21 protein-coding genes and 1 tRNA gene are annotated in these 23,103 nt (G+C 67.6%); 11 read left to right on the plus strand and 11 right to left on the minus strand.

The genetic code is table 11. The annotated features are described in order from the left end of the window. Positions 1-24: 24 nt before the first annotated feature. The 3 genes from IEV64_RS00300 to glyA form a co-directional block, all read right to left on the minus strand. Positions 25-594, minus strand: a complete 570-nt coding sequence (locus tag IEV64_RS00300) for a VIT1/CCC1 transporter family protein (RefSeq protein ID WP_007273285.1) — start codon at positions 592-594, stop codon at positions 25-27. Then, positions 594-893, minus strand: coding sequence for a DUF211 domain-containing protein (locus tag IEV64_RS00305; RefSeq protein ID WP_007273284.1), 300 nt, complete (start codon positions 891-893; stop codon positions 594-596). Before IEV64_RS00305 ends, IEV64_RS00300 begins: the two co-directional genes overlap by 1 nt. Positions 894-999: 106 nt before the next feature. Continuing rightward, positions 1,000-2,247, minus strand: a complete 1,248-nt coding sequence (gene glyA, locus IEV64_RS00310; RefSeq protein WP_007273283.1) for a serine hydroxymethyltransferase — start codon at positions 2,245-2,247, stop codon at positions 1,000-1,002. 366 nt (positions 2,248-2,613) lie between these two features. Here glyA and tbsP point away from each other — a divergent pair, with 366 nt between their 5' ends. Then, entirely contained in the window at positions 2,614-3,441 is an 828-nt protein-coding gene (gene tbsP / locus IEV64_RS00315) for a transcriptional regulator TbsP (protein WP_049920349.1), read from the plus strand. Positions 3,442-3,490: 49 nt separating this feature from the next. Then, a complete protein-coding gene (locus IEV64_RS00320; protein WP_188422878.1) occupies positions 3,491-5,179 on the plus strand; it encodes a YcaO-like family protein in 1,689 nt (562 codons plus the stop codon). Between the two features lie 222 nt (positions 5,180-5,401). Here the strand turns inward: IEV64_RS00320 and IEV64_RS00325 are convergent, their stop codons facing one another. From IEV64_RS00325 to IEV64_RS00335, 3 genes are all read right to left on the minus strand, one after another. Then, complete coding sequence (locus IEV64_RS00325; protein WP_007273280.1) at positions 5,402-6,520, minus strand: DUF63 family protein; 1,119 nt, start codon at positions 6,518-6,520, stop codon at positions 5,402-5,404. A 118-nt stretch (positions 6,521-6,638) separates the two neighbouring features. After that, on the minus strand, positions 6,639-7,109 hold the full coding sequence (locus IEV64_RS00330) for an Lrp/AsnC family transcriptional regulator (protein ID WP_004044674.1): 471 nt from the start codon (positions 7,107-7,109) through the stop codon (positions 6,639-6,641). Between the two features lie 97 nt (positions 7,110-7,206). Then, on the minus strand, positions 7,207-8,004 hold the full coding sequence (locus IEV64_RS00335; RefSeq protein ID WP_188422879.1) for an inositol monophosphatase family protein: 798 nt from the start codon (positions 8,002-8,004) through the stop codon (positions 7,207-7,209). A 91-nt stretch (positions 8,005-8,095) separates the two neighbouring features. Between IEV64_RS00335 and IEV64_RS00340 the strand changes: the two genes are divergently transcribed. Next, entirely contained in the window at positions 8,096-8,365 is a 270-nt protein-coding gene (locus tag IEV64_RS00340; protein WP_188422880.1) for a DUF8101 family protein, read from the plus strand. Positions 8,366-9,200: 835 nt separating this feature from the next. Here IEV64_RS00340 and IEV64_RS00345 read toward each other — a convergent pair. Both IEV64_RS00345 and IEV64_RS00350 read right to left on the minus strand, forming a co-directional pair. Beyond that, positions 9,201-9,284, minus strand: a tRNA-Leu gene (locus IEV64_RS00345). 161 nt (positions 9,285-9,445) lie between these two features. After that, complete coding sequence (locus tag IEV64_RS00350; protein ID WP_007273277.1) at positions 9,446-9,634, minus strand: hypothetical protein; 189 nt, start codon at positions 9,632-9,634, stop codon at positions 9,446-9,448. Between the two features lie 89 nt (positions 9,635-9,723). Between IEV64_RS00350 and IEV64_RS00355 the strand changes: the two genes are divergently transcribed. Together IEV64_RS00355 and IEV64_RS00360 are read left to right on the plus strand one after the other, a co-directional pair. Beyond that, positions 9,724-10,209 (plus strand): DUF309 domain-containing protein, encoded by a 486-nt coding sequence (locus tag IEV64_RS00355; protein ID WP_007273276.1) that lies wholly within the window; start codon positions 9,724-9,726, stop codon positions 10,207-10,209. 120 nt (positions 10,210-10,329) lie between these two features. Beyond that, on the plus strand, positions 10,330-11,196 hold the full coding sequence (locus IEV64_RS00360; protein ID WP_188422881.1) for a M14 family metallopeptidase: 867 nt from the start codon (positions 10,330-10,332) through the stop codon (positions 11,194-11,196). Positions 11,197-11,286: 90 nt separating this feature from the next. On the opposite strand, the gene IEV64_RS00365 is transcribed toward IEV64_RS00360, so the two are convergent. After that, positions 11,287-11,736, minus strand: coding sequence for a UPF0179 family protein (locus tag IEV64_RS00365; protein WP_007273274.1), 450 nt, complete (start codon positions 11,734-11,736; stop codon positions 11,287-11,289). 24 nt (positions 11,737-11,760) lie between these two features. Continuing rightward, complete coding sequence (locus tag IEV64_RS00370; RefSeq protein ID WP_007273273.1) at positions 11,761-12,141, minus strand: DUF5820 family protein; 381 nt, start codon at positions 12,139-12,141, stop codon at positions 11,761-11,763. Between the two features lie 580 nt (positions 12,142-12,721). Here IEV64_RS00370 and IEV64_RS00375 point away from each other — a divergent pair. The 6 genes from IEV64_RS00375 (at position 12,722) to IEV64_RS00400 (ending at position 22,535) form a co-directional block, all read left to right on the plus strand. Then, the gene (locus IEV64_RS00375) at positions 12,722-14,794 is read left to right on the plus strand and encodes a PrkA family serine protein kinase (protein WP_007273272.1); all 2,073 of its coding nucleotides are present in this window, start codon (positions 12,722-12,724) and stop codon (positions 14,792-14,794) included. A 2-nt stretch (positions 14,795-14,796) separates the two neighbouring features. Further along, positions 14,797-17,070, plus strand: coding sequence for a PrkA family serine protein kinase (locus IEV64_RS00380; RefSeq protein WP_049920347.1), 2,274 nt, complete (start codon positions 14,797-14,799; stop codon positions 17,068-17,070). Next, a complete protein-coding gene (locus IEV64_RS00385) occupies positions 17,061-18,380 on the plus strand; it encodes a YeaH/YhbH family protein (RefSeq protein WP_007273270.1) in 1,320 nt (439 codons plus the stop codon). Before IEV64_RS00380 ends, IEV64_RS00385 begins: the two co-directional genes overlap by 10 nt. Further along, complete coding sequence (locus IEV64_RS00390; RefSeq protein WP_188422882.1) at positions 18,377-20,386, plus strand: SpoVR family protein; 2,010 nt, start codon at positions 18,377-18,379, stop codon at positions 20,384-20,386. Before IEV64_RS00385 ends, IEV64_RS00390 begins: the two co-directional genes overlap by 4 nt. Next, positions 20,373-20,933, plus strand: a complete 561-nt coding sequence (locus tag IEV64_RS00395; protein WP_425433181.1) for a DUF7344 domain-containing protein — start codon at positions 20,373-20,375, stop codon at positions 20,931-20,933. Before IEV64_RS00390 ends, IEV64_RS00395 begins: the two co-directional genes overlap by 14 nt. Before the next feature lie 90 nt (positions 20,934-21,023). Continuing rightward, positions 21,024-22,535, plus strand: coding sequence for a DASH family cryptochrome (locus IEV64_RS00400; RefSeq protein WP_188422883.1), 1,512 nt, complete (start codon positions 21,024-21,026; stop codon positions 22,533-22,535). 37 nt (positions 22,536-22,572) lie between these two features. Here IEV64_RS00400 and IEV64_RS00405 read toward each other — a convergent pair whose 3' ends face one another. Continuing rightward, positions 22,573-23,007, minus strand: coding sequence for a disulfide bond formation protein B (locus IEV64_RS00405; RefSeq protein ID WP_004969325.1), 435 nt, complete (start codon positions 23,005-23,007; stop codon positions 22,573-22,575). Positions 23,008-23,103: the final 96 nt, after the last annotated feature.

Genomic DNA, 23,103 nt, shown 5'->3' on the forward strand with positions numbered 1-23,103 from the left:
ATACATCTATGTGCCTATACATTCTCACCCGAACAGCAGGTTCACGGCGGCCACCGCGACGCCCGCCAGCGCCATCCGCAGGCCGGCGACGTACCACCGCTGGTCCGATATCGACCCCATGTACGCGCCGAACGCAAAGAGGATGGCCGTCCCGAGGGCGACCGAGGCGAGCGTCGCCCACGTCATCGACAGGAGGGTGCCGACCGCGAGAAACGGGAGGAGCGGGATGACGATGCCGACGAGCGGGCCGAGCCCGCTGGCGACCGCGTTGATTCCCCGCGCCGCGACCTTGTCGCGTTCGACCGCGGTCCCGTCGAGGTCGGTCAGCATGGCGTCCTCGATGCGGCCCAGTTCGGCCCGCTTCTCGGCGCGCTCTATCTCCCAGACGCTCCAGACGCCGGAGGTGGTCAGCCCCACCGCCGCGCCGACGCCGATTTCGACGACCGTCACCCCGTCCGTGACGCCGGTGAGGTACGCGCCGATGACGAGGCCGATGCAGGTCAGCGCGCCGTCGAAGCCGTTCGAGACGAAGTACCGACGGGAGATGGCGCGGACGCGGTCGTCGCGCAGGAGCGAGGCGAGCCGAGCCGACATCACGACGGCGACGGGTCCTGCGGTTGAGTTCGGTACTCCACCAGCGTCTCGCCGGCGACGACTTCGTCCACCGAGTGGACTGTCCCGCCGAGGTCGCGGACGCGGCGCTCGACCTCGTCGGCGTCGACGGCCTCGCCCTCCACGACGAGTCTGAGGTTCTGCACCTCGCGGTCGGTTTCGAGGAGCGTCGCGTTCACGCCGGCCACGCCGGGCGCGTCGGCGACCTCGCGGGCGACCGCCACCGTCGAGGGGCTGTGCGGTTTCAACACGTCGAGAACGAGCCGACGAATCGGAGCCATGTCGGTCGACGATACGGCGGCGCGGCTAATAGTGTTACTCGGCAGAGGGGTTTGAAAAACCGAACGCGCCGGCCGCCGAACCGCGGCGGTCGCCCGCGGGCGTCGCCTACTCGTACAGCGGGTTGGCGTCGCAGAGTTCCTGCACGCGCTCGGAGACCTCCGCGAGCACGTCGTCGTCCTCGGGGGCGTCGACGACCTTCACGATGAGTTCGCCGACTTCGCGGATTTCGTCTTCGCCGAAGCCGCGGGTGGTGAGCCCGGGCGTGCCGGCGCGGATACCGCTCGGGTTGAACGCCGAGCGCGTCTCGCCGGGGACGGTGTTCGCGTTGAGGACGATACCCGTCGATTCGAGCGCCTCCTCGGCGGTGCCGCCGGTGAGGTCGGGGTGCGAGTCGCGGAGGTCGACGAGCACGAGGTGCGTGTCGGTGCCGCCGGAGACGACGCTGAGACCGTGGTCCTGGAACGTCTCCGCGAGGACCTTCGCGTTGTCGACGACCTGCTGGGCGTACTCCTCGAACTCGGGTTCGAGCGCCTCTTTGAATCCGACCGCCTTGCCGGCGATGTTGTGCATGAGGGGACCGCCCTGCGCGCCGGGGAAGACGGCGCTGTCGATGTCGGAGGCGTACTCCTCGTCGCACATGATGATGCCGCCGCGACCGGCGCGGATGGTCTTGTGTGTCGAGCCGGTGACGAAGTCGGCGACGCCGACCGGCGAGGGGTGGACGCCGGCGGCAACGAGGCCCGTGATGTGGGCGATGTCGGCGAGGTGGAGCGCGTCCACGTCGTCGGCGACCTCCTGAATCGTCTCCCACTCGACGGCCCGCGGGTACGCGGAGTAGCCGGAGACGATGATGTCCGGCTCGAACTCCGCGGCCTTCTCGGCGAGCTGGTCGTAGTCGATGTAGCCGCTTTCGGCGTCGACCTCGTACTGCTCGACGTCGTAGAGCTTGCCCGTGAAGTTCGCGGGGTGACCGTGGCTCAGGTGGCCGCCGTGGGTCAGGTCCAGCGAGAGGATCTTGTCGCCGGGGTCGAGCATGGCGAGGTAGACGCCCATGTTGGCCTGCGTGCCGGAGTGGGGTTGGACGTTGACGTGCTCTGCGCCCCAGAGTTCCTTCGCGCGCTCGACGGCGAGGTTCTCCACGTCGTCGGCGTACTCACAGCCAGCGTAGTAGCGCTTGCCGGGGTAGCCCTCGGCGTACTTGTTCGTCAGCGCGCTCCCCTGTGCTTCGAGGACCGCTTCGCTGACGTGGTTCTCCGAGGCGATCATCGCGAGCGTGTCGCGCTGGCGTTCGACCTCGCCGTCGAGGGCGTCTGCCACGGCGGGGTCGACGTCGCGGACGTGGCTGTAGTCCATACGTAGTATCCGGGCCAATTACGGCATAAATGTGTCCCATTTGGCTACGCCTGCCGGTGTTGTGTTGCACACCCGTGTATATTCTGTGGCGTGCTACCGTGAACAGATACACGAACGCGTGATGCCACCCGTCGCGGACGTGTCTCCGACCCGAGTCGACCGCTCGGGGCGACTCTCGCGGGCGACGACTCCTTCCCGACCGAGTCAGCCGGTTCGAATTCGATTTTCCCACTCTTCTCTTGGAGTAAAATTTCTGAAACGTATCGCTCAATTCGCTCGGTACAGCGTTGGTACAACTCGATTTCGAATACGTTCTGCCGGTCGTCTTGCGTTAATATTAAATATATTACTGGCGATATTCAAGCTATGGCTATTCGTTCTAATCTACTCGCTGAGGGGGTAGAAGACATCATCCAGTCCGTCCTCTCCTCGTCGGAAGACGAGGTGCTGGTCGCGAATCCGACCGCCGAAGTCATCGAGGGGCTCGTCGCCGTGGCGACCGACGTCGACGACGACCTCCCGGAAATCCGTCTCGTCGCCGACGAGGGCATCCTGAAAGACGTCCTCGACGACTTCATCGTCGCCTCGAACGCCGCGAACCTCGTCGCCGACGGCGCGCTCTCGATGCGGACCGCCGCCGACGAGGTCGAGAACACGCTGTTCGTCACGCCGAACTCGGTCGTCGCGCTCGTCGCCGCCGGGGGCAAGGTCGCCGGCCTCGTCACCGACGACGAGGCGTTCGTCGAGACGGCGTTCGAGGCCCATCAGACCCACTGGGAGAACGCGCCCGAGTTCAAGCTCCGGACCCCGCCGCTGTCGCGCGTCCGCGAGACGCTCGGCGAGGACATCGGCGAGGAGACGCTCGCCGACTTCGACGCCATGCTCGCCTCGCTGTCGTCGGCCCGCGGCGACGGCGACGGCCTCGACGAGGTGACCATCTCGCTTCTCGTCGCCGCCCGCAACGAGGTCCTCCTCTACGACATCTCGAAGTGGGGCGAGGACGTGGGCATCGCCAGCAAGGCGACGTTCTCCCGGACGAAGACGAAGCTCGAAGAACTCGGCCTCATCGATACCGAGAAAGTCCCCATCGACGTCGGCCGCCCGCGGCTCCGTCTGAAGCTCGGCGCGGACGAACTCGTCGCCGCCAGCGCGGACGAACTGGCCGACGAGGCCCAGAAACTGCTCGACGCGTAGCCGACCGCGACCCCCTCGCTTTTTCCCTCCGCCTCCCCTCGTCGCGCGCATGGATATCGGACTCGTCGGGAGCGGTCCCGCCGCCGAGTCGATTCGCGCGGCGTGCGCCGACATCGACGCGACGGTCGCAGAGACGGCCCCCGACTCGCTCGGTTCGTTCGACCTCGGCTTCGTCGTCGCCGCGGCCGGAAGCGACGCCTTCGACGCGGCCGACGAAGCCGCCTCGCGCTGGCTCGCGGTCGAAATCGGCGGCGTCGGCGGTCACGCCGTGGCCGACCTCGACGCGGCTGTCTCGGCGTTCGACCCCGGGAGCGCCGACTTCGCGGACCTCCAGGCGCGCGTCGCGTCCACCACGGAGTCGGGCGGCCGGCCCGGGGGCGACCGCGCGGCCGTTCGACTCGCCGGCGCTATCGCCGGACGACGGGGTATCGCGCTCCTCGCGGGCGACGACGTGGCCGGGACCGTCGTCGAAGTCCCGGGTCCCGAGCGGTCGGTTCTCCCGACGCCGTCGCCGACGGAGCGAGACCGGACCCTCGACCGCGACTTCCGCGCCGTCGAGTTAGACGACGCGCTCGCGCGGGCCGAGTCGGCCGTGGACGACCGGGTCGGCATCGTCACGCAGGTCGGCGAGCGCGAGTCGTTCCCGCTTCCGTACTACGTCGCGCAGACGGCGGACACGACGGTGTACGCCGACACTCGGGCGGCCGAACTCGCCGGCGGCGCGGCCGCCGGCTGGGACGAGGCCTACATGAAGGCGCTCGGCGAGGCGCTGGAACGCTACTCGGCGGGCGTCTACCGAACCAGCGAGTTCGCCGTCGCGCCCGCGGCGTCCCGACCGGCCGCGGTGCCGCCGAGTCGCTTCGTCAGGCCCGACTCGTTCCGCGACCCCGACCCCGAAGAGCCGATTCAGTGGGTCGAAGGCGAGGACCTCGCCACCGGGGCGACCGTCTCGCTCCCGGCGGAGTTCGTCCACTACCCGCCGCCGTCGGAGCGGCACAAGCCGTCGATTACGACCGGCCTCGGCCTCGGCAACTCCGGGACCGAGGCGGTTCTCTCGGGGCTGTACGAGGTCGTCGAGCGCGACGCGACGATGCTCGCGTGGTACTCGACGTTCGACCCGCTCGGACTGGACGTGACCGACGAGACGTTCGAGACGCTGGCGGCCCGCGCCCGTTCCGAGTCCTTGGAAGTGACTGCGCTCCTCGTGACGCAGGACGTGGACGTGCCCGTCGTGGCGGTGGCGGTCCACCGCGACGGCGAGTGGCCGGAGTTCGCCATGGGCTCCGGCGCGGCCCTCGACGCGAACCGCGCCGCTCGCTCCGCGCTGGCCGAGGCGCTTCAGAACTGGACCGAACTGCGCGCCATGGGACCGGAGCAGGCCGCGACGCAGGGCGGCGCGATTGCGACTTACGCCGACTTCCCGAAGCCCGCACAGACGTTCGTCTCGCCGGACGCGACCATCCCCGCGGACTCGGTCGGCCCCGACGAGGTTCCGGCGGGCGCGGCCGAACTCGACGCAGTCGTCTCGGCGGTCGCCGACGCCGGCCTCGACGCCTACGCGGCGCGGACCACGCCGCGCGACGTGGAGCGCCTCGGATTCGAGGGGGTCCGCGTGCTCGTTCCGGCGGCGCAACCGCTGTTTATCGGCGAGCCGTACTTCGCCGACCGCGCCGAGTCGGTGCCGCGTGACCTCGGCTTCGAGCCGCGACTGGACCGGGAGTTCCACCCGTTCCCGTAGCTGGCGGGTCACGGGATTCGTGGGGTTCGTGGCTGACAGCCGGCACGGGCGGCCGCGTGGCAGGCGGGCCGAATCGGGTCCGCGCGGCGGTGTGCCGGACACCCGCGAGCCGTCGCGCGGCGTGAGTCACAGAATAGCGATGTTGGCCGCGGCTCCGTACTTGAAGCTTCGTCGGGAGTGCGACCTGAACAAGCGGTTGGAGCGGAAGAGACGGCGGGCCGGTTAGACGCCGAACGTCGCGCGGAGCATGTCGCGGCTCCCCGGTCCGAGCCCGACCGCGAGGACGGCGATGAGAAGCAGAATCGCGTAGCGCGGGCTGTCCTCGAATATCTGCTCGTCGAACACCCAGACGACGGCCGTCGCGGCCACGAGCTTGACGAGCAGGAACGGCCACGCGTCGCCCGTGACCGCGAGCACCGACGCGGGGAGCGTGGAGGCAGTGAAATCGACGACCGCCTGATTCACCGGGTGCTTCGGGACGAGGTTGTTCCCCGCGCCGAGCGCGGTCATCCAGTCGAGGCCGATGACGTTCGCCACGCCGTCGACGGCGTGGCCCCAGATGACGACGAGACCGATGTAGCCGGTCCCCTCGTTGATTTCGGGGGCAAAGCGCTCGACGAGCCACCACGTCGCGGCGGCGGTGAGCGTCGCGCCGACGAGGATGACGACGAGCACCTGCGGGTAGAACGTCGCGCCCTGCGCGCCGGTGAGACCGGCCCACAGGAGATAGCCGAGGGTGACCGCGAGCACCGCGAGGCCGGCTCCGAACAGCGGTTTCACGTAGTCGTCGACGAGGCCCCGACGCTCGGCGAGGACGCTCCCGACGACGGCGACGAGCGTGATTGCGAAGACGGTCACGTAGATGACCGGGCTGATGACGAGCGTGTTCAGCGGGTAGGTGATGAGCGCGTCGGCGACGCCGGGGGCGTCGTTGGCGTCCTCGACCACGCGGAACGCGCCGCCGAACAGCATGAACGGAAAGAGGGCGTAGAAGAACCGCGGGCTCTCACCGATGTCGAGACGGCGGAGGAGGAACACGACGCCCGAGAGGGCGATGACGAGCGTGACCATGTACCCGACCTCGGAGACGAGGGTATAACCGGGGTACGCGACGGGTTCGGCCGCGGCGGCGCAGGCCGACGCCGTATCGAGGTACTGCGTGACGCCGCCCGCCCGAACCGCGCAGACGGCCGAGTTCGCGTCGGCTTGGACGGGGCCCCAGAAGTAGTGCCAGATGAAACCGTCGTAGACGACGCGAGGGAACGCGAGCGACCCGCCGACGAGGGCGACGAGGATGGCCGCGACGCCGAGCCCCCAGAGGCGCTCGGGGTCGAGACCCATTCGCTCTGCTACCGTTGCCATAGCCGATACCCCGACGGCGGGCCTGTTGAGGGTTCCGGTCTCTCGCACGCTTCGCGCAGGTCTCGGCGCGGCGACTCAGTTCCGCGACGGGCGGGGGTCAGTCCTCGTCGTCCGGCTCGCGAATCGGCAACACCGGGTCGTCGTACTCGGTCCCGAGGATGACCATCGTCTGGGACCGCGAGAAGCCGTCGAGCTCGGCGATATGGTCGAACATGAGCTCGCGCAGGGCGTCGGTGTCCTCGGCGTACACCCGGAGCATCACGTCCCACTCGCCGGTGGTGAGGTTGATCTCTTGGACGCCGTCGATGTCGCGGAGCTGTTGGAGCGCCTCCTTCTCGCGGCCCTGCTTGACTCGGAACCCGACCAGCGCGGAGGTGCCCAGCCCGACCTGCCGCGGGTCGACGTGGGCGTGGTACCCCTCGATGACGCCGGCGTCCTCCATCCGACCGACCCGGTCGTGAACCGTCGCGCTCGACATGTCGATTCTGCGGGCGATTTCGCTGAACGGGGTCCGCGCGTCCTCCATCAGAATCCGGAGAATCGCCCGGTCCGTCGCGTCGAGGTCCATGCTATCCCTTCTGATGGGGGGTGACTTCGCACTTGCGGATGGGGATTCGGGTCGTCGACTGCCGTCGGAGGCCAACTCACCTCCCGGCCCGTCGGTGTTACCGGCCGTCGATTTCCCGCGCCGCTTCGAGCACCGCGTCGTGGACGCGCCCGTTCGAGGCGACCAGTCCCTCAGAGTCGTGTCGCCACTCGTCCCCGTCGAGGTCGGTGACCGTACCCCCGGCCATCCGAACGAGGTGCGCGCCGGCGACCGAGTCCCACGGGCTCGCCCGCTTGTTGGTGATAACGCCGTCGAGCGAACCGTCGGCGACGTACGAGAGCACGACCTGCATGCTCCCGTAGCGCCGCAGGTCGCCGAAGCGCGTGACGATGGCGCGGGTCGCCGCCGCGTACTCGTCGCGGACGTCGTAGTCCCACCAGAACGTCGGACAGACCGTACACGTCTCGGGGTCGTCGCGCTGGCTCACCGAAATCTCCTCGCCGTTTCGGTAGGCCGTCTCGTCGTCGGCCGCGTAGCAGTCGTCGAGCGCGGGCAGGTAGTTGGCCGCCGCGATCGGCTCCCCGTCGCGGACGGCGGCGACCGCGGTCGCCCAGACCGGCACGTTGCGCACGAAGTTGTTCGTGCCGTCGATGGGGTCGACGACCCACGCCGGCCCCGACTCGGGAACCGACTTGAGTTCGTCTTCTTCCTCGCCGACGATGGGGTCGTCGGGGAACGCACCGCGGATTCGGTCGACGACGCGGCGCTGGGCGTCTCTGTCGGCCTGCGTGACCACGTCCGTCTTCCCGCTTTTCGTCTCGACGGCGACGCCGGTTCTGAAGGCGCGCCGCGCGACCGCGCCGCCGTCTCGGGCCGCGCGCTGTGCCCGGTCCGCTCGGGCGTCGAGTTCGTTCATGGGCGTGGCAGGACCGGCAGGTGCCTATATCCACCGACCCGACGCCGGCGCGGCCCGGTGGCTTATGTCGATGGACGGTTTACCTCGTGGCGTGTCAGACGCTATCGACCTCCCGGCGCGGGTCCGCGAGTCGCTCGCGGCGTCCTTCGACGACGCCAGAGCGGCGGTCAGAGTCGGCGACGCCGAGGCCGCGCTGGAACACGTCGAAACGGCGTCACGCGTGCTCGGCCACAAGGTACCGCCGAGTCCGCTCAAGGAGAAACTGAAACACGGCGTGGCGGCCGTCGAGCGAACCGCGGCGGACGAACCGCTCGTCGCTTCGGAGTATCTCCGACTGATGAGCCAGTTGGTTCGGCCGTAACGTCGTCGCCGACGCGGCACCGACGTGCCACCGACGCACCGCCGACTCGACGGGTCGTGAACTGCGCGCCCCCGCGAGGCGGACCGCTCGCTCGAAGGGCAGATAACGGAAAAGCCAGAATCCGCAATTAGAACCCGGACGGAAGACGTTTTCCACAACCCTCACGACCGTTTTCGGCTTGCGCCGAGTTCCCGAACTCCGATTCCTCGTGGTCCGGTACTTGGTCTTCCTGCCACTCGCTCGCAGAGCGGTTACGGGGCTGTTTCGGTTCCTCTTCGGCACTTTGACCTCGTCTTCCTGTTACGAAAGACTCGGTGTTCGTGTCGATTCCATTCCTCCGCACCTTGCGATGCGTACCGTCGTCGACGCCTTTCACGTCGCCCGAGGGATTCGGTTTGGTCATCCGGTGCGTCCTTGCGCTTCCGGCAACACTACAGTAGGCCCGATAACATAATGAATGTTTCTGATATATTTTGGACAGTCAGAGAACACTGATAGTCAGTTCGGCCGACAGCCTAGTCGAAGTCGTCGTCGAATGTCGTCCTCGGTCGGCTCCCCTCCGGCCCTTTTCACCGGAAACGTGGTCTGTTCATGATGAATCGTTCGGGATGCCGCTGGAGACGCGTGGCGTCCTGTCGCGGCGGCGTGGCCGAGAAACTCACGGGAGTAGAAACGACGGCGTCGGCGGTCGGTCGGTCGGTTTATATTGGCACGGCGGTCCTCCTCGGCGTCCGTATGCTCACCTGTGGAGGAGGTCCACCACGGTCGCTTCCGCTCCCCGATTCGAATCCCGCAGGGCGTACTCGCCGCTCATCGCGTCGTGTTTCGGCAGAAGTGCGAGGGGAGGGATTTGAACCCACGGACCCCTACGGGAGCGGATCTTGAGTCCGCCGCTTTTTCCTGACTTAGCTACCCTCGCGCGTACTCAAGTACGACAGGGGGACCGCTAAAACGTTGCGAAACGTCAGACGAGGCCGCCGAGCCGCTCGACGACGAGGAGACCGACAACGGCGACGCCGCAGACGAGGCGAACACGGCCCCCGGTCCGGTCGGCCGGACCGGGGCGAGCGGGTCCGGAGACTACTCCGGTCGCCACTCGCAGGACGCTCCGGTCGCGAGCCCCGCCGCGTCGATGTGCGACGAGAGGCACGCGTAGTTGCAGAACGCGCCCGCCGGCACGCGCTCGCCGGCGTCGAGTTCCTCCACGAAGACGGGGTCGTGACGCCGAACGTCGCTCCCGCAGTAGGTGCAGTCTATCGCGTCCGTCACGTCCGACCGTTGTCGCGCCAGCAGGAAAAAACCGCGCGACCGATTGCGCCACCGATGGAGTTACCGGCCTCCCGGTCGCCCTGACTCACATGGACGAACACACCCGCGACCCGAGCGTCGCCCCGCCGCTCGGCAACCCGTCGGGGTGGGACGACGACCTGCGGACGTGGGAGCACGCGACGCTCCGGCGGGCGGTCGAACACGGCGTCCGCCTGTTCAACTCCGGCGACTTCCACGAGAGCCACGACTGCTTCGAAGACGAGTGGTACAACTACGGCGCGGGGACCGCCGAAAGCGCCTTCCTCCACGGGATGGTGCAGGTCGCCGCCGGCGCGTACAAGCACTTCGACTTCGAGAACGACGCGGGGATGCGGTCGCTGTTCGAGACGGCGCTGGAGTACATCCGCGGCGTCCCGAGCGACTTCTACGGCGTCGACGTGGACGACGTGCGCGCGACCCTCCGGGCGGCGCTGGACGACCCGACGGCGCTCCACGGCTGGCAGATCGCCCTCGACGGACACCGCGCGACCGCCTATCCCGCCGACTACGAGTACGCCGAGGAACTCGACCACTGACCGCGTCGGACCCGGAGATGCCGCAGTTCCGAGGCGACTGTCTCGGCTGACGCGTCGGCGAAAGCGGCGCGAACCGGGAGAATCTAAAGGTCCATTAGCGTCCAGTTCTAGGAACCGGCAATGCGAATCTACGAACTCGGTGACGGCACGCCGGAAGTGTCGGTCGTCGGGTCCATCCACGGCGACGAGCCCTGTGGTGCTCGCGCCATCGAGCGATTCGTCGCGGAGGACCCCGACGTCGAGCGGCCGGTGAAGCTCATCGTCGCCAACGAGGAGGCGCTGGCGGCGGACGAGCGCTACCTCGACGACGACCTCAACCGGGCGTTCCCCGGCGACCCAAACGCCGAGAGCCACGAGCGACGCCTCGCCCACGACCTCGGCCGCGAGGTCCGCGGCACCACGGCCTTCTCGATTCACTCCACCCAGTCGTACGCCGAGCCGTTCGCCATCGTGGACACGGTCGACGCCATCTCCCGGTCGATTCTCCCTCGCCTCCCGGTCGACGTGGCCGTCGAGACGAACCACTTCGCGGAGGGCCGCCTCATCGAACACGCCCACACCATCGAGGTCGAAGCCGGCCTCCAGAAGTCCGACGAGGCCGCCGACAACGCCTACTGGCTCATCCGGGCGTTCCTCACCGCGACCAACGCCCTCCCCGCGCCCGCGATTGCGAGCGACGGGGGGAAAGACGGCGGCGCACCCGACGAAACCGCGTCGCAGACCGAAGACGACCGGCTGAAACTCGGCATCCCCGAGGAGCACAGCCTCGACGTGTTCCGCCTGCTCGAACGGCTTCCCAAGCCGCCGGCCGACCAGTACGAGGTCCACGCGACCAACTTCGAACCCGTCTCGGCGGGCGAGACGTTCGCCCGCGCCGACGCCGAGCAGTTCGTCGCCGACCGCGACTTCTACCCCATTCTCCTTTCGGCGTACGGCTACGCGGACATCTTCGGCTACGCCGGCGAGAAGGTCGGCACGCTCCCGTAGTCGGTCGGCTCTCTCGGTTCTCCCGTCTGTTCGTCGCCCTCCCCGAGGATTCGAGTCACCGCGTCGGCGACCGAGAACCGCAGAAAAGCCCTATTCGTCGGCGGGTTCGAACTCGACGAGCGTCAGGTTCCGGTCGAGGTGGCAGTGGTCGTGCGGGGGGTCGCCCAGTACGTCGTGGATGCGGTACTCCTGGTCGAACTCCGCCCCCTCGGGGACGCAGTACTCGTGGCTCGGGCACTCGGTGTGCGGGCAGGGACCCTGCAGGCTGGCCTTGCTCCCGGCGTACGCGCCCTTCGAGGGGACGTTCGCCGTGACCGGGGCCGGCTCGACCTCGACCGCGCGGACGCCCTCGTCGTGGACGGCGCAGTCGAGAACCTGCGTGTTCTCGCGCACGTCGAGGACCCGATAGCGGACGCCCTCGGTGAGGTTGAGACACTGGCGGCGGTACGGACAGCCCTCGCAGGCGCTCGATTCGCCGCGGTAGACGAACTCGGTGCCGGGGTCGGTCAGGCGGGCACCGACGAGAGTGACGGAGGTCATAGCGGTGGTTCTCCTGCGAGGTGGTTAAGGCTCCCGCCCGGTCAGCTCGTCGAGCTTCGCGAAGTAGTCCTCGCGGGGGACCTGGTAGGCGCTCCGGTAGTCTATCTCGCCGTCGGAAAACCGCCCGGCGATGTCGGTCGCCCCCTCGACGGCCGCCTCGCGGGAGTCGAACGCCTCGACGACGACCTCGATTTCGGGTTCGAGATAGAGCACCGCGTGCCACGTCTCGGTGCGTATCTGCGTCGCGCCCGGACGGTTCGCCCGCGACCCGTTCCACACGAAGACGGTCGGCATGCACTCGGCGGGGAAGGCGCTCTCGTTGAACACGTCGGGGCGATACGCGAGGATGCGCCGCCCCTCGGGTTCGTCGTTCCAGAGCGTCCACCCGTCGGGCAGGTCGGTCATGGGCGTGCTAGTCCGCCGCGCGTCCTAAGCCTTCCCGCTTCCGCCGCGCCCCCCGGTCGCGCCCTCGCGTCGCGCTCGCGCGTCGCCGCGACGGCGGCTCGACAGCGGCTTGACGCCGACTCGACGGCGTGGTTCACCCCTCGAAAGTGACCGGACGGAGACGACATGAATCCCAGCCGACGAGATTAACGAGACCGCCAACGGACTGAATCGCCGATTAAATCGACACACGTCGGTCAGTCGAAGGGTCACCCGATGTGGTACGTATCTGGATTGGTTGGCGTTCGAGACAATCAGTTGACTACTTTCACAGAAAGCGTTATATGTTAACGTCTCTCATTGATTGGTAGTCTCGGTCCCCGGGCCGAGCGAGCCGTCACGCATCGTCCGCAAATCGCCGATTCTGTCGCCCGTCGCCGACCCGTCGTGAGCGCGTAGCGGCGGCGACGCACTTCGATTCACCGCCCGCGGTCTGTCGCCGCGGGTCCGTGGCTCTGGGTGTGTCGTCTGCGACCCGCGAACGCGGGCGCGTCGCCCTCGGTCGTCTCCGGACGGCTGGTCCGACGAGGCTCCACGAACAATGACCGGCGAAATTGAAACACTCGCAGACCTGAGCAAGCACTACAAAGACTCCGTGCCCGCGGACCTCCGCGAGGCCAAGAGCTTCGAGTGGTACTTGGAAGAGGTCTACGCTCACCCAAAGATCGCTCGCAACGCCCACCAGCGCGTGGCGGACATGTTCGACTTCTACGGCACCCGTTACGACGAGGACGCGGGCGTCGTGGAGTACCTCATGGCCTCCGAAGACCCCCTTCACGACGGAGAGAACGTCTTCTACGGCCGCGAAGTGCACGAGTCGATACACGAGTTCGTCAACAAGGTGAAATCGGGGGCCCGCGGCCTCGGCCCCGAAAAGCGCATCAAACTCCTCTTGGGCCCCGTCGGCTCCGGGAAGTCGCACTTCGACTGGATTGCCCGCCGCTACTTCGAGGACTACACCATGTCCGACGAGGGGCGGATGTACACCTTCCGGTGGACGAACATCGGCGACGTCATCCGCGACCAGGACCCGTCCGACGACGTGGTCCAGTCGCCGATGAATCAGGACCCGCTCGTGTTGCTCCCGCAGGAACAGCGCGACGTGGTCATCGAGCAGTTGAACGAGAACCTCGACGCGCCCTACACCATCCGGAACGACCAGGCGTTAGACCCCGCCTCGGAGTTCTACATGGACCGACTGCTCGCCCACTACGACGACGACTTGGAGGAGGTCGTCGAGAACCACATCGAAATCGTCCGGCTCGTCGCCTCCGAGAACAAACGCCAGTGCATCGAGACGTTCGAGCCGAAGGACAAGAAGAACCAAGACGAGACCGAACTCACCGGCGACGTCAACTACTCGAAACTCGCGGTGTACGGCGAGTCCGACCCCCGGGCGTTCGACTACGCCGGCGCGTTCTGTAACGCGAACCGCGGCATCTTCTCCGGCGAGGAACTGCTGAAGCTCCAGCGGGAGTTCCTCTACGACTTCCTGCACGCCTCGCAGGAACAGACCATCAAGCCGAAGAACAACCCCCGAATCGACATCGACCAGGTCATCGTCGGGCGGACGAACATGCCCGAGTACCGCGAGAAGAAAGGCGACGAGAAGATGGAGGCGTTCAACGACCGGACCAAGCGCATCGACTTCCCGTACGTCCTCGAATACGAACAGGAGGCCGAAATCTACCGGAAGATGCTCCGGAACGCCGACGTGCCAGACATCCACGTCGAGCCGCACACCCTGGAGATGTCCGGGCTGTTCGGCGTCCTGACGCGCATCGTCGAACCCGACTCCGACACCATCTCGCTCGTTCAGAAGGCGAAGGCCTACAACGGCGAGCTGGACGACGGCGACGACGTGGACGTGCGCAAACTCCGCGAGGAGGGCGAGAAGAAAGCCGACATCGCCGAGGGGATGGACGGCGTTTCCGCCCGGTTCATCGGCGACGAAATCGCCGAGGCCATCATGGACGCGACCCACCGCGGTCGGGGCTACCTCTCGCCGCTGTCCTCGTTCACCCACCTCGAAGAGAACCTCGAAAACCACGGGTCGATTCCCGAGGAGAACCTCGAACGCTACCACCGCTACCTCGAGATGGTCCGCGAGGAGTACAAAGAGCGCGCCATCGAGGACGTGCGCCACGCCCTCGCCTACGACATCGACGAGATTCGCCGGCAGGGCGAGAAGTACATGGACCACGTCATGGCCTACATCGACGACGCGACGGTCGAAGACGAACTGACGGGCCGCGACCAAGAGCCCGACGAGAAGTTCCTCCGCGCGGTCGAAGAGAAGCTCAACATCCCCGAGGACCGCAAGGACGACTTCCGACAGGAGGTCTCCAACTGGGTCTCCCGGCGCGCCCGCGAGGGGACGTCGTTCAACCCGCAGGACAACGACCGCCTCCGCCGCGCCCTCGAACGCAAGCTCTGGGAGGACAAGAAGCACAACATCAACTTCTCGGCGCTCGTGAGCGCGAACGAACTGGACGACGACGAGCGCAACGCGTGGATCGACGCGCTCGTCGACCAGGGCTACTCGCGCGACGGCGCACGGGAGGTGCTCGAGTTCGCCGGTGCGGAGGTGGCGAAGGCCGAACTCGAAGGGTGACCATGCGAGACTACATCCGCGAGGCGGACGAGGCGCTCCGCGGCACCTACGAGGAGCCGATGAGCCTCGGCGAGTACGTCGACGCCGCGTTCGAGTCGCCGTCTATCGCCTCCCACGCGTCGAAGTACCTCTTGGAGGCCATCGAGTCGATGGGGACCCGACAGGTGGTCGAACAGGGCGAGGAGAAACAGCGCTACCGCTTTTTCGACGACCCCGCCAACGACGGCGAGCACGCGGTCCTCGGCAACACGGAGGTGCTCAACGCCTTCGTCGACGACCTGCGGACCATCGCCGCCGACCGCGGCAAAGCCGAGAAAATCGTCTGGTTCGACGGCCCGACGGCCACGGGCAAATCCGAGTTGAAACGCTGTCTCATCAACGGGCTTCGGGAGTACTCGAAGACCGACGCGGGGCGGCGCTACACCGTCGAGTGGAACGTCGCCAACGCCGACGACACCCGCGGGCTGTCCTACGGCGGCGAGGTCGACGCCGACGACGAGGACTGGTACGAGAGCCCGGTCCAGTCGCACCCGCTTTCGGTGTTCCCCGCCGAGGTCCGCAAGCGACTGCTCGCCGACCTCAACAGCAGGAACGGCGACCACATCGCCATCGACGTGGACGAGGACCTCGACCCGTTCTGTCTGGAGGCGTACACCTACCTCGAAGAGGAGTTCCGCCGGGCGGGGAAAAGCGACCTCTTCAGCGCCGTCACGGACCCGAAACACCTCCGGGTGAAGAACTACGTCGTCGACGTCGGCCGCGGCGTCGGCGTCCTCCACTCGGAGGACGACGGCTCGCCCAAGGAGCGACTGGTCGGGTCGTGGATGCCGAGCATGCTCCGCGAGCTGAACTCCCGCGGGCGGAAGAACCCGCAGGCGTTCAGCTACGACGGCGTGCTCTCGCAGGGCAACGGCCTCCTCACCATCGTCGAGGACGCCACCCAGCACGCCGACCTGCTCCAGAAGCTCCTGAACGTCCCCGACGAGGGCCACGTCAAACTGGACAAGGGAATCGGGATGGACATCGACACCCAGCTCGTCATCATCTCGAACCCGGACCTCGACGCCGAACTCGACAAGTACGCCGACCGGAACGGCCGCGACCCGCTGAAGGCGCTCAAGCGCCGGCTCAACAAACACGAGTTCCGCTACCTGACGAACCTCTCGCTGGAGGCCGAACTCATCCGCCGCGAGCTGACGAACGAGACGAGCGTCTGGACCGACGACCCCGAGGCGATGGCCGACCGCGTCGCCGAGGCCGTCTCGCTGGACGTGCGCGAGGGGCCGGGCGAGGTCCGAACCCGCGAACTCGCCCCGCACGCGGTCGAGGCCGCGGCGCTCTACAGCGTCGTGACCCGCCTCGACGGCGACGACGTGCCGCGCGACCCGGACGTCGAGTTCGACCTCGTGGACAAGGCGCTGTTGTTCGACCGCGGCTACCTGCAGGTCGGCGACCAGCGCCACGAGGTGTCGGCGTTCGAGTTCATCGGCGACTCGGAGGGGACCCACGGGATTCCCGTGACGTTCACCCGCGACGTCATCGCCGACCTGCTTCACGACCGCATCGACCGCAGACACCCCGACCTCGACGTGTCGTCGGTGGTGATGCCGACCGACGTGCTCGACGAGATGGTCGCCGAACTCTCCGATGCGCCGGTGTTCTCGCGGGCGGAGTCCTCGGAGTACGAGGGCCGCATCGCGATGGTCAAATCGTACATCTTCGACCGGCAGGAGGCGGACGTGCTCGACGCGCTCCTCGCCGACAAGGGCGTCGAGCGCGAGACGGTCGAGGAGTACGTCGAACACGTCTACGCGTGGGCGTCCGACGGACAGATAGAGACCGAGCGCGGGCCGGTCGACCCCGACCCGCTTCTGATGAAGCTGTTCGAGACCGAGCACCTCGGGCGCTTCTCGCCGGGCGACTACGAGGGCAACGAGCCCTCCGAGTCGGTCGAGGAGTTCCGCAACGAGAAGGTCATCACCGCGCTCAACCGCTACGCGTGGGAGAACCGCGACGAGGGATTCACCGTCTCCGACGTTGACCTCACCGAGATTCCGGTCATCCGGACGGTGCTCGAAACCCACGACTGGGAGGACGTGCGCCGGCTGTTCTCCGACCTCGACCCCCGCCAGTGGGACGACCCGCCGGCGAACACCGAGACGGCGCGGGTGAAAGCCCGCACCATCGACGAACTGGTCGACCGCGGCTACACCGCCGCGTCGGCCGAACTGACCAGCCGCGCCGTGATGAAGGAGGTGAGCCACACATGGGACTGAGAGACGACCTCGAACGATTCCGCGAAGTGGGCGAAGAGCGCCGCGAAGACCTCAAGGAGTTCATCTCCTACGGCGACCTCGGCGCGTCCGGGTCGAAGGACATCAAGATACCCATCAAGGTCGTGGACCTGCCGGAGTTCAAGTACGACCGCCTCGACATGGGCGGCGTCGGACAGGGCAAAGGCGGCACGCCCGACGTGGGCCAGCCGCTCGGCCAGCCGCAACCCGGCGACGGCGACGGCGAAGACGGCGAACCGGGCGAGGAGGGGGCCGAACACGAGTACTACGAGATGGACCCCGAGCAGTTCGCCGAGGCGTTGGACGAGGAACTCGGCCTCGAACTCGAACCGAAGGGCAAGGAGGTCGTAGAGGAGGTCGAAGGCGACTTCACCGACATCACCCGGAGCGGCCCCCACAGCACCCTCGACTTCGAGCGCCTGTTCAAGGAGGGCCTGAAGCGCAAGCTGGCGATGGACTTCGACGAGGAGTTCGTCCGCGAGGCGATGAAGGTCGAGGGTACCACCGCCCGCGAGGTGTTCGAGTGGTGCCGCGAGCAGAACATCCTCGTCTCGATGGCGTGGATAGAAGACGAGTGGGGCCGCATTCCGGACGACGAGCGCGGGACGTGGGCCTCCTTCGCAGAGATGGAGGAGAACGTCGAGCGGACGACGGCAATCCAGCGCATCCGCCGGGAGGGGCTCCGCGAGATTCCGTTCCGCCGCGAGGACGAGCGCTACCGCCACCCCGAGGTCGTAGAGAAGAAGCAGTCGAACGTCGTGGTCGTCAACATCCGCGACGTGTCGGGGTCGATGCGGGAGACGAAACGCGAACTCGTCGAGCGCACGTTCACCCCGCTCGACTGGTATCTCACGGGCAAGTACGACCACGCCGAGTTCGTCTACATCGCCCACGACGCCGAGGCGTGGGAGGTCGAACGCGACGAGTTCTTCGGCATCCGTTCGGGCGGCGGGACGCGCATCTCGTCGGCCTACGAGCTGGCCAAGGAGGTCTTGGACGAGCGTTACCCGTGGCGCGAGTGGAACCGCTACGTCTTCGCCGCGGGCGACTCCGAGAACTCCTCGAACGACACGAAAGAGCGTGTCGTCCCGCTCATGCAGGAGATTGACGCGAACCTCCACGCCTACGTGGAGACCCAACCCGGCGGGACCGCAATCAACGCCACGCACGCAGAAGAGGTCGAGCGGAGCCTCGGCGAGCAGGGTAACGTCGTCGTCGCGTACGTCTCGGAGCCCGACGACGTCATCGACGCCATCTACACCATCCTCAGCACGGAGGCGACAGCAGAATGAGTTTCAGACGACACCGCAGAGACGCACAGCGCGAGGCCGCTAGACTCGACGAGCCCGTCCGGGAGGCCGGCGCGCTCGCCAAGAAGCTCGGACTCGACCCCTACCCGGTGAACTACTGGGTGGTCAACTACGACGAGATGAACCAGCTCATCGCCTACGGCGGCTTCCAAGAGCGGTATCCGCACTGGCGGTGGGGGATGACCTACGACCGCCAGCGGAAGACCGACCAGTTCGGCATGGGCAAGGCGTTCGAAATCGTCAACAACGACGACCCCGCGAACGCCTTCCTCCAGGAGTCGAACTCGCTGGCCGACCAGAAGGCCGTCATCACGCACGTCGAGGCGCACTCGGACTTCTTCAAGAACAACCAGTGGTTCGGGCTGTTCTCCGACGAGGGGCAGTTCGCCGCCGCGGCGATGCTCGAACGGCACGCCCAGACCATCGAACGGTACGTGGAAAACCCCGAAATCAGCCGGGACGACGTGGAGAAGTTCATCGACGCCGTCCTCTGTCTGGAAGACACCATCGACCAACACCGGACCATCCGCGAGGCCGCCGCCGACGAGGACGGTCGTATCCCCGGAGACATTCGCGCCCAGTTGGACAGTCTCGACATCTCCGACGACGTGCGCCGCGAGGTGTTCGACGAGGCGTGGCTCGAAGGGGTCGAAGAGGCCGAACGCGAGGCCGCGAAGCTCACCGACCCCCGGAAGGACGTGCTCGCGTACGTCCGCGAACACGGGATGCGGTACGACGAGGAGACGGGCAAGGCCGAAGAGATGGAGCCGTGGCAGAAGGACGTCCTCGATATGCTCCGCGAGGAGGCGTACTACTTCGCCGCCCAGAAGATGACGAAGGTGATGAACGAGGGCTGGGCGGCCTACTGGGAGTCGCTCATGATGGCCGACGAGCGGTTCGCCGGCACGGACGAGTTCATCACCTACGCCGACCACCAGTCGCGCGTCCTCGGGTCGCCCGGGCTCAACCCCTACAAGCTCGGCAAGGAGCTGTGGGAGTACATCGAGAACTCGACGAACCGCGCGGAGGTCGCCGACAAGCTCCTGCGCGTGAAGGGCGTCACGTGGCGCAACTTCCGCGAGACGGTCGACTTCGACGAGGTGCAGGAACTCCTCCGGGCGGACCCCGCCATCGACGGCGTCAGCGCCGACTCCCTCGACGAACTGTCCGAACTCGGCCCGGACGACCCCAGAGTCGACCACGAGACGCTCGACCGGGCGCTTTCGGGCGACGAGTCGCTCGACCTCGACGCCTACCCGTGGAAACTGCTCACTTACGAGGGGCTCGCGGAGCGTCACTACTCGCTGGTCAAGTCGCAGAACCGCGGGTTCCTCAGTCGGATACGGCGCTCCGAGCTCGAACAGCTCTCGCGGTACATGTTCGACGACGAGGTGTACGACAGCGTCGCGGAGGCCGTCGCCGACGTGGACAAGACCGCCGGCTGGGACCGCATGCGCGAGATTCGCGAGAGCCACAACGACGTGACGTTCCTCGACGCGTTCCTCTCCGAGGAGTTCGTCCGCGCGAACCACTACTTCGCCTACGAGTTCTCCCAGTCGTCGCGGCAGTTCCGCGTCTCCTCGTCGGAGTATCAGGACGTGAAAAAGAAGCTCCTGTTCCAGTTCACCAACTTCGGGAAGCCGACCATCGCGGTGTACGACGGCAACTTCGACAACCGGGGGGAACTCCTGTTGGGACACCAGTACAACGGCGTCATCCTCGACATGAAGCAGGCCAAGGGCGTCTTGGAGCGCGTCTACCACCTCTGGGGCCGCCCGGTGAACCTGATGACCATCACGAAGGAGTTCGACGAACACGAGGTCGAAGTCGCCCGGCGACGGGGGCGCGAGCCGACGCCCGAAGAGCGGGCCATCCGGATTCGGTACGACGGCGAGTCGTTCGAGGAACACGACCTCGCCCCCGAACTGGAAGCGCGCATCGCCGCCGGCGAGGTCGACTACGACACGAAGCCCGATGACTGGCTCTGAGCGGGGCGTGGTCGACGCTGAGCCGCCGGCGGTGGACGACTCTCCGGACGACTCGCTCGACGAGGCCGACATCCACGACGTGCTCAGAAACGAGCGGCGACGGCTCGCGCTCGAACGACTGCGAGACGCGGCGGGGCCGGAGTCGGTCGGCGACCTCGCGGAGTACATCGCGGTCGCGGAGTCCGGCGAGTCGCCGCCGCCCAAGAACGTCCGGCAGAGCGTCTACATCTCGCTTCACCAGACGCACCTCCCCAAACTCGATTCGCTCCGCATCGTCGCGTACGACTCGCGGGGGAAGACCGTCTCGCTGGGCTCGGCCGCGGCGGAACTCGACCACTTCTTGGCCGACCCGGAGCCGACACAGCCGCCGCTGGCGCTCCTGTCGCTCGCGACGTGTCTCGCCGGCCTCGCGCTCCTCGTCGCCGGGTGGATGGGCGTCCCCGTCATCGGCGGCGTGGACCCGCGGCTGGTCGCCGGCCTCGTGCTCACCGCGGTCGCGGTCGTCGCCGGCGCGGAACTCGGCTTACAGACGCGAAGCCGGACGTAGGTCGGGCGGCGCGGTCGAGGGTCGTCACATTCTCTCAGCCCCGAATCCGCCGTTCGACTCAAGTCACCCCCATCCTAAGCGCCGCCGACGATGTCCGAGTCAACTTCGCTCGCGTGGTTCCGCCGCGACCTCCGCCTGCACGACAACGCGGCGCTCGCGGCCGCCTGTGACGCCGACCGCGTGGTCCCCGTCTACTGCGTGGACCCCCGCGAGTACGGCGACCGACCGTTCGGCGGTCCCGACTCCTTCGTGTTCGAGAAGACCGGCGCGCACCGCGCCCGCTTCCGCCTCGAAGCGCTGTCCGACCTGCGGGCGTCGCTCCGCGACCGCGGAAGCGACCTCCTCGTCCGCGAGGGGACGCCCGAGTCCGTCCTCCCCGAGGTGGCCGCAACCGTCGACGCCGATGTCGTGACGGTCCACACGCGCCCGACGCCCGAGGAGTCGAGCGTCGAATCGGCGGTCGAAACGGAGCTCCGGGACGACGGGGTCGAACTCCGGCGCTTCTGGGGGCACACGCTCACCCACGTCGACGACCTCCCGATGGCGCTGTCGGCGCTCCCGGACACGTACACGACGTTTCGGAAGGCGGTCGAGTCGGCCGCCGAAGACGCCGACGCAGACGCGGAGACTGGGCCGGGAAGCGCGCGCGGCGGCGACCCCGCCGGCGGCGACCCGCTTTCCGAACCGACCGTCCCGCCGCTCCCCCGAGACGCGCCCGACGCGGGCGACCTTCCCGCGGTCTCGGACCTCGCCGGGAACTCGGACGCCGAGTTCGACCCCGCACCCGACGACCGCGGCGTCCTCCCGTTCGACGGCGGCGAGACGGCCGCGCTCGACCGCGTGGAGTCGTACGTCTGGGCGGGTGACCACCTCCGCGAGTACAAGGAGACGCGGAACGGACTGCTCGGAGCCGACTACTCCTCGAAGTTCTCGCCGTGGCTGAACGAGGGCTGTCTCTCGCCGCGATACGTCAAGGCAGAGGTGGACCGCTACGAGGACCGCCGAGTCGCCAACGACTCGACGTACTGGCTCGTCTTCGAACTCCGCTGGCGCGACTTCTTCCAGTTCCAGTTCGCCAAACACGGGAGCGACTTCTTCCGCCGTGAGGGCATCCGCGAGCGGACCGACATCGACTGGCGACGCGACGACGCGCGGTTCGAGCGCTGGGCGGCGGGGGAAACGGGCATCCCCTTCGTCGACGCGAACATGCGGGAGCTGAACGCGACGGGCTACATGTCGAACCGCGGGCGACAGAACGCCGCGTCGTTCCTCGCCAACGACCTCCGACTGGACTGGCGACGCGGCGCGGCCTACTTCGAGACGCGACTGGTCGATTACGACCCCGCGTCGAACTACGGCAACTGGGCCTACATCGCGGGCGTCGGCAACGACTCGCGGGACCGCTCGTTCGACGTGCGCTGGCAGGCGAAGCGCTACGACGAGAACGCCGAGTACGTGACGACGTGGCTCCCCGAACTCGACGCGTTACCCGCCGAGTACGCCCGCGAACCGTGGAAACTGAGCGAGGACGAACAGGCGTCCTACGGCGTCGAGCTGGGTGTCGATTACCCCGAGCCGATGGTCGACCTCGACGAGAGGTAGAGAGACGGCGGCGCTCGGAGCGCGGTCCCGACCGCGGTCACGTCATCCCCCACGCGTCGTCGGCCTCGCCGCCGATTCGGGCCACGGCGACCGCGAGGACCGTCACGAGCGCGAACCCGATGAACGCGAGTCGCGGAATCGTCAGAAGCCCGCCGAGCATCGAATACTGGATGGACGTACACGGGCCGCCGACGGTGCACGTCGCGCCCGGCGCGACCTGCAGATAGGAGTGGTACCCCGAGAGCGCGAGGCCGCCGAGCGAGAGCGGCAGGACCGTCTTCCAGACGCCGGGCCGGTCTTCGACCGCGGCGACCCCGAGCACCACGACGAGCGGGTACATCAGGATGCGCTGGTACCAACAGAGGTCACAGGGCGTCAGTCCGAGGCCGAGGCTGAAGTAGAGACTCCCGCTCGTCGCGGCGAGCGCGACGAGGGTTCCCGCGGCGAGCGCGGCGCGCGTCGCGTCCGACACGCTCAGGCGCTCCCGAGGACGTTCCTCGTTCCGTTCGGTTTGGGAGCCGACCGCTGTCGCTCCCCGCGCGGTTCGCCACGGTCTCGTCGAGTCGAG

It is taken from the genome of Haloferax sulfurifontis, from assembly GCF_014635105.1.
GTDB lineage: Archaea > Halobacteriota > Halobacteria > Halobacteriales > Haloferacaceae > Haloferax > Haloferax denitrificans.